General features: G+C 42.9%; 12 protein-coding genes. 10 read left to right on the top strand and 2 right to left on the bottom strand.

What is annotated here, in order from left to right:
• Positions 1-66 precede the first annotated feature (66 nt).
• The 3 genes from AC1DVJ_RS00280 to AC1DVJ_RS00270 all read left to right on the top strand — a co-directional run bounded on the left by AC1DVJ_RS00280 (position 67) and on the right by AC1DVJ_RS00270 (position 4,023).
• Positions 67-2,205, top strand: coding sequence for a hypothetical protein (locus AC1DVJ_RS00280; protein WP_477587545.1), 2,139 nt, complete (start codon positions 67-69; stop codon positions 2,203-2,205).
• Between the two features lie 6 nt (positions 2,206-2,211).
• A complete protein-coding gene (locus tag AC1DVJ_RS00275; RefSeq protein WP_477587544.1) occupies positions 2,212-2,766 on the top strand; it encodes a CvpA family protein in 555 nt (184 codons plus the stop codon).
• 642 nt (positions 2,767-3,408) lie between these two features.
• Entirely contained in the window at positions 3,409-4,023 is a 615-nt protein-coding gene (locus AC1DVJ_RS00270) for a transposase (RefSeq protein WP_477587543.1), read from the top strand.
• Positions 4,024-4,101: 78 nt separating this feature from the next.
• Here the strand turns inward: AC1DVJ_RS00270 and AC1DVJ_RS00265 are convergent, their stop codons facing one another.
• On the bottom strand, positions 4,102-4,551 hold the full coding sequence (locus AC1DVJ_RS00265) for a cupredoxin domain-containing protein (RefSeq protein WP_477587542.1): 450 nt from the start codon (positions 4,549-4,551) through the stop codon (positions 4,102-4,104).
• Positions 4,552-4,726: 175 nt separating this feature from the next.
• Entirely contained in the window at positions 4,727-5,095 is a 369-nt protein-coding gene (locus AC1DVJ_RS00260) for a phage holin family protein (RefSeq protein WP_477587541.1), read from the bottom strand.
• Between the two features lie 243 nt (positions 5,096-5,338).
• Here AC1DVJ_RS00260 and AC1DVJ_RS00255 point away from each other — a divergent pair, with 243 nt between their 5' ends.
• From AC1DVJ_RS00255 to AC1DVJ_RS00225, 7 genes are all read left to right on the top strand, one after another.
• Positions 5,339-7,699 (top strand): endonuclease MutS2, encoded by a 2,361-nt coding sequence (locus AC1DVJ_RS00255; protein ID WP_477587540.1) that lies wholly within the window; start codon positions 5,339-5,341, stop codon positions 7,697-7,699.
• Positions 7,700-7,790: 91 nt separating this feature from the next.
• Entirely contained in the window at positions 7,791-8,471 is a 681-nt protein-coding gene (locus tag AC1DVJ_RS00250; RefSeq protein ID WP_477587539.1) for a PspA/IM30 family protein, read from the top strand.
• 126 nt (positions 8,472-8,597) lie between these two features.
• Entirely contained in the window at positions 8,598-9,017 is a 420-nt protein-coding gene (locus AC1DVJ_RS00245; protein ID WP_477587538.1) for a DUF350 domain-containing protein, read from the top strand.
• A 138-nt stretch (positions 9,018-9,155) separates the two neighbouring features.
• Positions 9,156-9,656, top strand: coding sequence for a hypothetical protein (locus AC1DVJ_RS00240; RefSeq protein WP_477587537.1), 501 nt, complete (start codon positions 9,156-9,158; stop codon positions 9,654-9,656).
• A 122-nt stretch (positions 9,657-9,778) separates the two neighbouring features.
• Complete coding sequence (locus AC1DVJ_RS00235; RefSeq protein WP_477587536.1) at positions 9,779-11,011, top strand: MFS transporter; 1,233 nt, start codon at positions 9,779-9,781, stop codon at positions 11,009-11,011.
• A 63-nt stretch (positions 11,012-11,074) separates the two neighbouring features.
• The gene (gene cysK / locus AC1DVJ_RS00230) at positions 11,075-11,995 is read left to right on the top strand and encodes a cysteine synthase A (protein WP_477587535.1); all 921 of its coding nucleotides are present in this window, start codon (positions 11,075-11,077) and stop codon (positions 11,993-11,995) included.
• A gap of 175 nt (positions 11,996-12,170) precedes the next feature.
• Positions 12,171-12,662: an Lrp/AsnC family transcriptional regulator gene (locus tag AC1DVJ_RS00225; RefSeq protein WP_056609404.1), complete on the top strand. Its 492-nt coding sequence runs from the start codon at positions 12,171-12,173 to the stop codon at positions 12,660-12,662.
• The last annotated feature ends 5 nt before the right edge of the window (positions 12,663-12,667 follow it).

The following is a 12,667-nucleotide window of genomic DNA, read 5'->3' as shown; positions in this document are numbered from 1 at the left end:
TATAGGCTGGTCTTATCGAAATTATTCTCGATAGGACCAGCCTTTCATCTTAAGGGAGGATTTAAATTGACTACAGAAGATAAAACAAGAATTACTGTTGATATATATGGACACCAATATAAGCTCAAAGCAGATACAAGCACGAATCATATGAAGCGTGTTGCTGAGTATGTAAATGACCAAATGTTTCGCATTGCCAAAGGCTATCCTCGTTTGGATTCGCAGCGAATCGCTGTTTTGGCCGCTGTAAATATGGCGGATGAGTGCTTCCGAATGAATGAAATTTTGGAAGAGCTTAGTAAAGTGCAGAAAGAGCAGGAAGCGACTAAAATCGCCTACGAGAAGCTAACAACCCGATATCATGAATTGAAACAAGAGGATGATAAGAATCAGGCTCTTCTTACTGAGCAAAATGGTAAGCTGCAACAAATCATTGAACAAGAAAAACAACAAAAACAAGAAGTGCTTAAAGGCAGACAAGAACAAGAACAAACGAAGCAGCAAATGCTGCAATTGAAACAGCAGAATGAGCTGGGCAAGCAGCAGCTAGATCAAACGAAACAACAGTTAGACCAAGCTAAGCAACAGTTAGATCAGGCGAAACAACAGCAAGTTCAAACCAAACAGCAGATTGATCAGGCCAAACAACAGATCGATCAAGCGAAACAACAGCAAGACCAAGTCACGCAACAAATAGATCAGTTTAAGCAGCAAATAGACCAAGAAAAGCGCCAAAATCTGCAAGCGAAGCAACAACTAGAACAAGTTAAACAACAATTAGACCAAGAAAAACAACAGCATCAACAAAGCAAACAACAGCTAGAGCAAGCACAACAGCAGAAATCGCAACAACTTCTGAAGTTGGCTGAACAGCATAAGTTGGAGCTGGCTGCGACAGCGGATACGCATAGCAAAGAAAATGAAAGCCTGCACCAACAGCTTCAGGAAGAAAAAGAGTCACTCATTCAGTTACATCTTCAAGACAAAGAAAACATAGAACTTCAGCATCAAGAAGCATTAGCTTTATTGTCTAAGCAAAGCGGTTCTGATATTACCGGCATCCATAAGCAGTACCAAGCGCAAATTGAATCCATAACAAAGCATCATCAAGATGCGCAAGCGTCCATGGCACGTGAGCATCAATCCCAAATAGCATCCTTGAAACAAGAGCATAAGGCCGCTATTGAGACCCTTACAGACGAGCAACAAGCTATGCTAGCGCTTATGACGGAGGAGCATCAAGTTGCAACAGCACTTATGGCGGAAGAACACCAAATTGCATTAGCTCTCATGACAGAAGAACATCAAGCAGAATTAATTGCTAAATCAGATAGCCATCTGAGTGAAATAGAATCAATTTCAAATGAATACCAAACGGAGCTATCAGCAATCGCAGAAAAGCTTCAGAACGAAATAGCAAATCAAACGGATGAGCATCATTTTGAGATTGCATCTCTGACAGAGAGTCATCAAAATGAGATCGCTTCTATCGCAACGAACCACCAAATCGAGCTGAGCTCTATTTCTGAGAACCACCAAATCGAACTCAGTTCTATGTCTGAGAAGCATCAAAACGAACTGAGTTCCATTTCAGAGAAACACCAAATCGAATTGAGTTCGATCTCAGAGAAGCATCAAAACGAATTGGCATCGCTCTCGGAGCAACTCGAAGATGAATTAGCGTCTAACACAAAGAAACATCATAATGAAATCGCAGCCATCGTACGTGGACACCATGCTGAGATTCATGCCATTAAACAGAAGCATCAAGCCGAGTTTGAGGTTGCAGCTAGCACTCATCAAGAGGATATAGACTCTCTAGCGTTGCTTTATCAGGAAGAAGAAGAGGCGAAAGTTCGACGTTTTGAAGTGGAACAACAAACAATGTTCAATCAGCAGCTTGAGGAGCAGAAAGCAACGATCATTCAGCACTACCAAGGGAAAATAGAAGAACTGCTTGCACAAATGCAGGCGGAGAGAGAGACACGCACAGAACAGTTTGAAATAGAGAAAGAACTTATTTGGGCCCAAGCTCAACAGGAAAAAGAAGAACACCTTCAGATGAGTATGAACGACGAAGCTCTAGAAGAAGAGCTGCAAGCTGTCAAAGAAGAATATAGGAAATTGCGTGAGGAATATGCCAAGCTACAAATTGAATACAACGAATGGATTGAGCTTGTAGAAGCTGATAGCCCAGTAGGGTAGCCCTAAGTGACACTGAACCTACTTGATTACGTCTTGATGTCGGTTATTGTCTTAGGACTGCTCATTGGGTACTTTAGAGGATTTATCGCTCAAATCGTTTCCATTTCGGGCATGATCCTAGCATATCTTGTTGCCTTTTATTTTTATAAGGATCTTGCTCCCTTACTCAAGAGTGCAATTTCACTACCAACGTATCAAAATTATCAAAAATATGAATTCATTGTTAAAGGCCTCAATTTAGAAGCGTATATCCTAAATGCCATTGCCTTTGCGCTCCTATTCTTCGGTGTTAAACTTGCGCTTGTGATCATTGGCAGAGCATTGAATATTCTCGCCAAAACGCCGGGCCTCAACGCTATTAACCGTTGGAGCGGCGCAATGCTGGGGTTAGCAGAAGCGCTGCTTATCATTGTAATTGCAGTAAATGTCATGGCCATCATTCCTTCTGATGGCCCCCAAAAGCTATTAGCAAGCTCATCCATAGCTCCATATTTGATTAACGAGCTACCGCAGGTAGCAGGTAAACTCCATGACCTGTGGAAACAAGGAATCCCCCTATAGAAACTACCGCCCTTAAAACTAGACGCGGTAGTTTTTATTTTTTATGCGAGGACCTAGGTGGTGTAGATAGAGGGGGGGGAGGGCAAGTATATCGCAAAACCATTTTTCTGAAGTATCTACAACTCCACGGTTACCACTTAACCCTCGAGAAGATCTTACACAATTCAAGCTGATAAAACCCCGCAAGTCCAAGTTAGCACTCGCCGCATCGCCTCGCTGGAGTTCACACTTAGTACAAGTTGATGAAAAATCCCGCAGTCCAAGTTAACACACATCGCGTCGTCTCGCAGGAGTTCTTACCTAGTACAAGTTGAAATATTCCCGCAGTCCAAGATAACACTCGTAATTTCAGCCTGGAGTATTCATGCATCACTAGCCCCAGCCAAAGATAATTGCGGTTGATTTCACCAAATTTGTAAGCAATTATCCCTCGCCTATGGTTCAGGTTCAKGATCGCCGCTATCACGCTAAGGAGAGTGTTGCTGTGAGTAATGAAGAACAAAGTTAATTGTAGTTATCTCAGAAATTTCGAAACTTCTAATGCTCCCTCTCGAATGAACAATTTTTCCTTTACATGGAAACAAATGTTCGATATACTAAAATTATGGGAACATAAGTTCTAATTGTGGGGTGAATCTATTAATGGAAATACATCTTATAGGTTCAATGGATAATGCTTTTCAAACTGAGGATGATTGTGAAAAGTTCTTAATGAAAAGTCGATGGGCTAATGGGTTCTTTTGTCCAAGATGTGACCATGATTCATTTTATAAAGTGAAGACACGCAGCTTACTCGAATGTAAGGAGTGTCGCACACAAATATCGATAACGGCTGGGACTGTTATGCATAAATCAAAGCTGCCTTTATTACTCTGGTTCAAAGCCATTAGAATATTGATTCAAGATGAAATGACTTATTCAATTCCAATGTTTGCAAGATTACTTGGCGTGAATTATCGAACAGCTAAGTTAATAATAGAAAAGCTTCAACTAGCTTTACATAAGCAATACGCACGTTTGAGTAACAATAAGCATGGAAAACCAGCAGAAGAATCATTGGAAGACAAAATTGAACAGTATAGTAGTGAAGAGAACAGCAGAAAACCGAAGAAGAATACGAGTATCTTGGCAAGATTCCTGTTTAAGACATCTAGAAATGTTAGATACGCAGAACAGGATATGTTCAGAAAATGGATGCAAGCATGCTTTTCTGTTTTTTTATATCCGCATTATCTACGGTATTTTCAAGTTGTCTGAATACACCTAGCAATCTGGAGATAGAAAAAGCCTTATCACGGAAATCGTGATAAGGCTTATGGAAGCAGGGACTCTAGATTATTCAACGATAAGTGTTGTTTTCATACCTGAGTGGCCAGTACCGCACATGACGGAGCAGTTGATTGGGAATGACCCTGCTTTATCTGGCGTAAAGGTAACGGTTTTATTACCATTGTTGAGGTTAATGCCAAACTCTTTAATGGCTGCTCCGTGAATGCCTTGGGAATTATCAAGTGTGATTGTGACAGATTCACCTTTTTTCACGCGATACTCGGTCTTATCAAATTGATAATTTGTAGCTTTTAGGACGACTTGTTGCCCACCCGTTGCGGCTTTTGCTGTCGCAGCTGGTGAAGTAGTAGCTGTCGTTGACGCAGCTGGTGTTGTAGTTGTTTGTGTGGATGCAGCTGGTGCAGCTGTAGCTTCTGTTTTGGAGTCTTTGTTTCCACATGCAGTGATGGCAATAATTACTGCTAGTCCCATCATAAGAATTGTAAATTTTTTCATAAATACCCCTCCGTATATATAATGATTTCCATATTATTGTACACGACCTATTTCCAAGAATACAGTGACAAACTAGTGAAACCACAAAGAAAAGATCGGCCCGGCGATTAAGAACGCTGCAGGCCGATCTTTTTGTGGCTTTACCTTGGCTATCAGTTATCGAAACTGACAGGTTTTATCGACGATCTTCTCTACCCGTGATCCCTTGTTCGAAAGGGGTTTTCACTGGAATGAATAAGTCGATGATCCCAATGACTAAAGCAGCTAAAATGGCACCTATCATGCTCGTAGACACATTGGTCACAACAAATTGAGCGGCCCAAATGACTAGTGCGCTCACTATAAACCCTACGATCCCTCTGCCAAATGGGGTGATTTGTTTACCGAAAATCCCTTCGATGATCCAAGCCGCGATCGCAATGACTAGTGCCAAGAAAAATGCACTCCAAAACCCGCCGACTTTAAACCCAGGGACTAACCAGCTTACAAACATTAAAACCAAAGCTGAAACAATAAACCTTACCAGATGTCCAAGAAGATGCATGTCGTGAACCTCCTTCTTTTTGTCGTGGAGTAACATCCACTGACAAGAAGCGATTTTTTAATGCAAAATGCTTTGATTGTGACAATTTGCAATTCCTTTTGGCAGAGGATTAGATGCACAACTTAGTGTATCCAAATTTGTGATATTTATAGGGAGCAGTATCTTCCATATAATCATTGTCTCCGTAGCTAATCAGGATCCAATTGGTTTATAATATAGGGTAGAGAAAAGAGGTTGGGAACATTGAATCCGAAAATTATAAAAACATTAGAATATCAGAAAATTTTACATAAAGTTGCTCATCATGCATCCACTTCACTAGGTAAAGATGCGGCAGAGAAACTCGAGCCTATAGGGGATTTTGAACTCGTTAAGCTTCGCTTACAAGCAACGGATGAGGCAGTTAATGTTGAGAGACTCAAAGGAAATGCTCCTTTCGGCGGAATCAGAGATATTCGCTCTCCACTGCATAGAGCCAGAATCGGTGGGATGTTAAACCCAACAGAGCTGCTTGAGATTTCAACTACGATGTTTGGAACACGAAGATTGAAACGATTTGTACTTGCTGCCCATGAGGAATATTCAATTCCTATGCTGAAGTCGCAGGTGGATTTGTTAACAGAAAATAAACAATTAGAGGATAAAATCAATAGCTGCATTGATGAAAATGCAGTTGTTGTTGACGGTGCTAGTCCCGAACTAGGACGTGTTCGAAGTGAGCTCCGGACGGGCGAGGGAAGAGTTCGCGAAAGATTGGAACAAATGATTCGTAATTCTTCTGTCCAGAAGATGCTGCAGGATGTGCTCATCACGATTCGGAATGACCGTTTTGTTATTCCGGTGAAGTCAGAGTACCGTTCTAGCTTTGGCGGAATGATTCATGATCAATCGGCTTCAGGTGCGACACTTTATATAGAACCAGATGCCATCGTGCAATTAAACAATAAAATTCGTGAACTCAAATTTAAAGAAGAAGCTGAGATCGAGAAAATTCTGCGAGCACTGACCGAATTGGTTGCCGAACAAGTAGAAGTTCTTGTTTTGGATGTAGATCAGCTGGCAGAGCTTGATTTTACTTTTGCCAAAGCAGGCTTAGCTAGAGAATTAAAGGCAACAATGCCAAGATTGAATGATCGCGGCTTTATCAAAATTAAAAGAGGACGACATCCTCTCATTGCAGCAGATGCCGTAGTGCCACTTGATTTGGAGTTGGGCAACGATTTCTCACAAATTATCGTAACGGGTCCGAACACAGGGGGGAAGACGGTTTCCCTTAAAACCGTAGGTCTTCTGAGCCTGATGGCGATGTCAGGGCTGTTTGTCCCTGCGGAGGAAGGCACGCAATTGTGTGTGTTCGATGCCATTTATGCGGATATTGGTGATGAACAAAGTATTGAGCAAAACTTAAGTACATTTTCAAGTCATATGACCAATATCATTAGCATTCTACGTGACATGACACCGAAAAGCTTAGTACTGCTTGATGAGCTAGGCGCGGGTACGGATCCTGCAGAAGGATCTGCGTTGGCTATTTCGATTTTGGATTATATTCATCAAATTGGCTGCCGAATTATTGCAACGACGCATTATTCTGAGTTGAAGGCATATGCCTATCAAAAGCCAGGTACGATTAACGCGAGTATGGAATTTGATATCCAAACGCTTAGCCCGACTTATCGTTTGTTAGTTGGCGTGCCCGGACGGAGTAACGCGTTCGCGATTGCTGAGCGCCTTGGGTTATCTCGTCGTATTATTGAGCATGCTCGTACGCAAGTGGGTGAGGAAGATCAGCGCGTAGAGTCCATGATTGCTTCCCTTGAGGAGAATCGTCTAATCGCAGAATCGGAGCGAAATGCGGCAGAAGAGCTGCGTAAAGAAGCTGAAGCGATGCGCAAATCGCTGGAGGCACAGCAGCTCAAGTTCGACGAGCAACGTGATAAGCTGCTCGAAAAAGCAGAGCGCGACGCGCGCGAAGCCGTTCTCAAAGCTCGTCGCGAAGCGGACGAAGTAATCGCTGACCTTCGCCGTATGGCGCAAGAAGAAGCGGGCGGGGTGAAGGATCACCGCTTGGTGGAAGCTAAACGGCGTCTTGATCAAGCGACACCGGAGCTGCGCAGCAAGCAAGTGCGCGCATTGAAGAAGCGCCCCGAGCAAATTGAAGCAGGGGATGAAGTGCGTGTCGTTTCACTGGGACAAAAAGGACACGTCGTTGAACTTGTGGGTACAACCGAAGCCAATGTTCAATTAGGTATTATGAAAATGAAAGTGCAGTTGTCGAATCTTGAGAAAACAGGCAACGCGGCGCAGGCTAAGCAACCGCAGAAAGTGGCAACCACACTCAAACGTACCCGTGATGATAATGTCAAAATGGAATTAGATATGCGCGGCATGAATATGGAAGAAGCTTTGATTGAAGCAGATCGCTTCTTAGATGAATCATTCTTGAGTAATTTTGGCCAAGTGTATTTAATTCACGGTAAAGGTACAGGTGTGCTTCGAACAGGGATGCAAGAATATTTGCGCAGACATCAACACGTGAAAAGCTATCGAATGGGCAATTACAATGAAGGTGGCGCTGGGGTCACAGTTGTTGAATTGAAATAAGATTAATAATTTTCATCTATTATGAAACTCATTCTTTGGTGTTGCGTATGAAATAGGTATAAAGAGTAATAAACCTTAGGAGGAATTTTAGATGGGAATTTTCAAAAGACTTCGTGATATGACAATGGCTTCAGTTAATGATTTATTGGATAAGGCAGAAGATCCTGTCAAAATGTTAAATCAATTTTTGCGGGATATGGAAGAAGATATCATGGAAGCAGAAGCTGCAGTAGCGAAGCAAATTGCGATCGAGAAGAAATTCAAATTGCAATTTGAAGAGTCCGAAGAAATGGTAACGAAACGTACAGAGCAGGCTATGAAAGCCCTTGAAGCCGGGAATGAAGATTTGGCTCGCCGCGCACTGGAAGATAAGAAAGAGCATCAAGGTCGTTATGATGAGTTGAAGCGTCAATATGATCTCGCCAAAACAAATGCGGATCAACTTCGTGCACAATTGACAGAGATGAAAGACGAATTCACGAAAATGAAAAACAAAAAGGATTTGTTAATTGCTCGTGCTGAAACAGCAAAAGCACAAAAACAAATCAATCAAGCAATGTCTGGCTTTGGTACAGACAACGCAGCTAAGGGCTTTGATCGTATGAGCGAAAAAGTTCTGCAAATGGAAGCCGAAGCGCAAGCAAGTGGAGAAATTCGTGCTAAAAACCGTAGTTTAGACGATGAGTTAGATGGATTAGGCGCAAGCAGCAGCGGAATAGATGATGAGCTGGCAGCTATGAGAGCAAAGCTTGCTGAAAAAAAACAATCCTAATGTTATACTAGTTGTACCTGCGAGAGACTGAGTCATACTCAGTCTCTACTACCATATATAGGGACTAAGGGATCTTTAATCGAAGTTAAAGTTTCTTTACTTGTGTAAAGGAAGGCAGGAGAAGATATGAACGAAGAGGTGGATGTCTTGTTAAGTAACCCGTATTTATCAACGCTTGCTTTTTTTGCAGTAGCAGTGGTCGCGCTTGTGATTTTTCTTACCATCTTTGAAATGGTTACGAAGTATGATGATTGGGCTGAAATTAAAAAAGGTAATTTATCAGTAGCCATGGCGACTGGTGGGAAAATTTTTGGGATTTGTAACTTGTTCCGGTTTGCTATTTTAAACAATGACACCATGATTCACTCTCTCGTTTGGGCTGGCTATGGCTTCGTACTGTTGTTAGTTGCTTACTTTATTTTTGAGTTCCTAACACCTTATTTCAAAATTGATGAGGAAATTAAGAAGGATAATCGTGCGGTAGGGTTCTTATCTTTAACATTGTCAGTCTCCTTATCCTATGTGGTCGGAGCATGTGTAACTTAGTATCATACATAGTCTTGGAGGCTTGAAAAATGAAATACCTGTGGGGAACCTTGTTTGCTATCGCGCTTGTGTTTGTAGCGGCAGGGGTTTATTATGTATGGAAATATGCATGATTGCAATTAGGTGGAGGATTTCGCAATGAGCAGCAATGAAGAAGTTGTATGTCCGTGGTGTCAAACAGAGATCGTTTGGGATCCGGAAATTGGACCTGAAGATGAGTGTCCGCACTGTTTTAATGAATTAAATGATTATCGTAGTATCGATTTGAAGGTCAAACAGACGGGTCAGAAGCTACGTTTCAACGAACAAGAATATGCTGAAACCGATGAGGATTTATCATTGGCTTGGGATGATTCTGATGAGCCGCTTGATAAGTATGGCGAGAAGGTCCAACAATTGACGGATGAACAGGAAGAAGCGCCGGAGTGCTCGAATTGTCATGAGTTCTTGCTCCTTGCAGGAACGGAAGTAACAAGCGGGGCTTCCTTCACGCCTAGTATTCGTAAGACGTTAGGAAGTGCTTTCCTAACAGGTCCTTTTACTACGGATGTTTATGTGTGTCCATCTTGTTTCAGGGTGGAAAAAGTGCTTTCAGATACAGACCGATTACTGATGGTTGAACGCATCAAATCGGAATAGCAACGCTTGAAAGGAAACCGAGTCCTGATGGATTCGGTTTTTTGCGTCTATTGCCTCATATTTTCACTCCAAAGGGGAAGCTTAACAAGAGCCAATATTCGGTCTCAGGTAGGAGGAGGAGTATGCAAACGAATCAAACGAATTTGAAAAGCAAGGGGAAGCTGGATGCTCAAGCGATCCTTTTGCTTATTGTTCATGCGTTATTCGGCGGAGCCAATGCGTTGTCAGGTACATTCGTCGGCGTCTATTTGTGGAAAGCCAAGAACGATTTTACCTTAATCGGCTGGTTTACTTTAACGACTCATTTAACGATGGCTATTACCTTTTGGTTAGCCGGAAAGTGGGTGAAAGAACACAACAAAATGAATTGTTTACGTATTGGTGTTTCGATCTCAGCGTGTTTTTACATGCTAGTGCTATGGATGGGGACGAGCAGTGTCCATTATTTTGTATGGTTAGGCTTAGTTCAAGGGATCTCCGTAGGCTTGTTCTGGGTTGCTTTCAACGTTGTTTACTTTGAAGTGACGGATCCTGACAATCGGGATCGATTCAATGGTTGGGTTGGCCTTCTGGGCGCAGGTGCAGGTATTATTGCGCCGTGGATTTCTGGTTTACTCATTGTTAATTTAGGAGATGGAGCGGGTTATCGACTCATCTTTTCCATTTCGCTAGGCATATTTGTATTAGGCGTTGTCTTCAGTTTTTTTCTGAAAAAAAGACATGGAAGTGGAACCTACGAATGGCTGCTTCCGCTGCGGATACTTAGACAATCTGAAACGCCTTGGAAGCGAGTAAGTCTGGCTTTACTTTTCCAAGGAGTCCGCGAAGGTGTATTTGGCTTTATGATTGGGTTGTTGGTATACATATCGACTTCAAGTGAAGCAAGCTTAGGGAATTTCGCTCTAATTACGTCATCCGTTGCGCTAGTTAGCTTCTGGGCTGCAGGTCGTTTCATTCGACCATCTTTTCGCAAAATGAGTATGTTCATTGGTTCGGTTATGGTTGTTCTTGTGATTTTGCCGTTCTTTTGGAAGATAACATTCAGTACCTTACTGATGTTTGGGATAGGGTCTGCCCTCTTTTTCCCCATGTACTCCATTCCCATGATTTCTGTCGTCTTTGATCTGATTGGTTCGGATGAAGAGAGTGCCAAACAGAGGGAGGAATACATTGTTCTGCGAGAGCTATCCCTGAATGTAGGGCGCGTCTGCGGAGTGTTGTTATTTATTTGTGTCATCTCATGGAGCAAGGAACCATTGGTGATCAATGTCCTGCTGCTGGTTATTGGGAGCTCAACATTCTTTTCATGGCTATTCATCAGAAATAAACTAACCGCATCCAAGCCTAAGCCTTGACATAGACTAGCCTTCAACATGAAAATGTGAGTAGCATGTTTGTGGGATGAGGAGGGGGCACCTATGCCAAGAAAGATGGTTAACAGCATCACAGAGCTAATCGGAGATACCCCCGTAGTAGCGATTAACCGATTATTAGAACCGGAAGCTGCCGAGCTTTACGTGAAGCTGGAGTATTTCAATCCGAGCGGAAGCGTGAAGGATCGAGCTGCATGGAATTTAATTGATCAGGCTGAAAAGTCAGGTCAGCTTGGGCCAGGAGCGACGATTATTGAGCCTACAAGCGGAAATACCGGCATAGGACTTGCGATGAACGCGGCGGCCAAGGGCTATAAAGCGATTTTGATTATGCCGGATAATATGAGTAAGGAACGTATAAATATTCTGAAGGCATACGGTGCCAAAGTGGTTTTAACGCCAGCCGCTTTGCGGATGCCAGGTGCCATTGCTAAGGCTGTGGAGCTACGGGATCAAATTCCCGGTAGCTTTATTCCACAGCAATTTGAAAACCCAGCGAATCCAAGTATTCATCGCATCACGACAGCGCCTGAAATCCTGCAGCAAATGGAGGGCAGGCTAGATGCATTCGTTGCGACCTCTGGAACGGGCGGCACGATTACGGGGACCGGTGAAGTACTTCGGGAGCATTTGCCTAATATCCAGATTTATGTCGTAGAGCCAAAGGGGTCACCAGTGCTTTCTGGTGGAACTCCAGGACCGCATAAACTGGTGGGTACAAGCCCAGGTTTTGTTCCAGCTAATTTGAACACAAGCGTCTATGACGAAATTGTGCAAGTATCGGATGAGGATGCGATTCAAACGATGAAGGATTTGGCGAGTAAAGAAGGGATCTTAGTTGGTCCTTCTGCTGGCGCATCGGTGTGGACGGGGATTCAGGTAGCAAGGAAGCTAGGAGCAGGAAAGCGTGTGCTCTGTATAGCGCCAGATACGGGGGAACGGTATTTAAGTATGGATCTTTTTTAAGTTAAAGCCACTAGGAAGCTCTTCTGGTGGCTATTTCTTTTGCCAAACGAAGTGGAATTTTCAAATATATAAAAATATTCTGCCTATCTTTCTCACGCAGTAATTGAATTAGGACAGCGATTCATTGTAAGATGAATGGATGAACGAAACATATTTCAGAAAGGTAGGTTTAACCATGGATACTTTGAAGCTTAAAATTCTCGATTTACTAAAGGAAGACGCCCGCAGGAGCGCGGATCTGATCGCCACCATGTTAGGAACGGCGGAGGCCGAAGTTGCGCGAGCGATAAGCGAGATGGAAGCGGATAAGGTCATCGTCAAATATGCGACAGTGGTGAACTGGAGTAAAGTAGATGACGAAAAGGTTACCGCCCTAATTGAAGTGCAAATTACGCCGGAGCGCGGGCGCGGGTTTGATGCGATTGCGGAACGGATCTATTTATATCCGGAAGTCAAATCAGTTTATCTCATGTCAGGGGCCTATGATTTGCTTGTAGAAATTGAGGGGAGCTCACTGAAGCAGGTTGCTTCTTTCGTATCGAATAAGCTCTCACCGATAGACCGGGTTCTTTCTACGAAAACGAATTTTATTTTGAAAAAATACAAACAAGACGGCATTATTTTCGAAGATCAGGAAGATGATCATCGGATGCTTGTTTCGCCGTAAGGAAG

The organism is Paenibacillus sp. P4_A9 (assembly GCF_056402415.1).
This window is presented reverse-complemented; position numbering and strand designations above follow the sequence as displayed.

Excerpts from the sequence above, each read along its gene's own strand:
- AC1DVJ_RS00270 (WP_477587543.1), top strand. The coding sequence starts at position 3,409 with ATGGAAATACATCTTATAGGTTCAATGGATAATGCTTTTCAAACTGAG.
- AC1DVJ_RS00265 (WP_477587542.1), bottom strand. The coding sequence starts at position 4,551 with ATGAAAAAATTTACAATTCTTATGATGGGACTAGCAGTAATTATTGCC.
- AC1DVJ_RS00260 (WP_477587541.1), bottom strand. The coding sequence starts at position 5,095 with ATGCATCTTCTTGGACATCTGGTAAGGTTTATTGTTTCAGCTTTGGTT.
- AC1DVJ_RS00250 (WP_477587539.1), top strand. The coding sequence starts at position 7,791 with ATGGGAATTTTCAAAAGACTTCGTGATATGACAATGGCTTCAGTTAAT.
- AC1DVJ_RS00245 (WP_477587538.1), top strand. The coding sequence starts at position 8,598 with ATGAACGAAGAGGTGGATGTCTTGTTAAGTAACCCGTATTTATCAACG.
- AC1DVJ_RS00240 (WP_477587537.1), top strand. The coding sequence starts at position 9,156 with ATGAGCAGCAATGAAGAAGTTGTATGTCCGTGGTGTCAAACAGAGATC.
- AC1DVJ_RS00235 (WP_477587536.1), top strand. The coding sequence starts at position 9,779 with ATGCAAACGAATCAAACGAATTTGAAAAGCAAGGGGAAGCTGGATGCT.
- cysK (WP_477587535.1), top strand. The coding sequence starts at position 11,075 with ATGCCAAGAAAGATGGTTAACAGCATCACAGAGCTAATCGGAGATACC.
- AC1DVJ_RS00225 (WP_056609404.1), top strand. The coding sequence starts at position 12,171 with ATGGATACTTTGAAGCTTAAAATTCTCGATTTACTAAAGGAAGACGCC.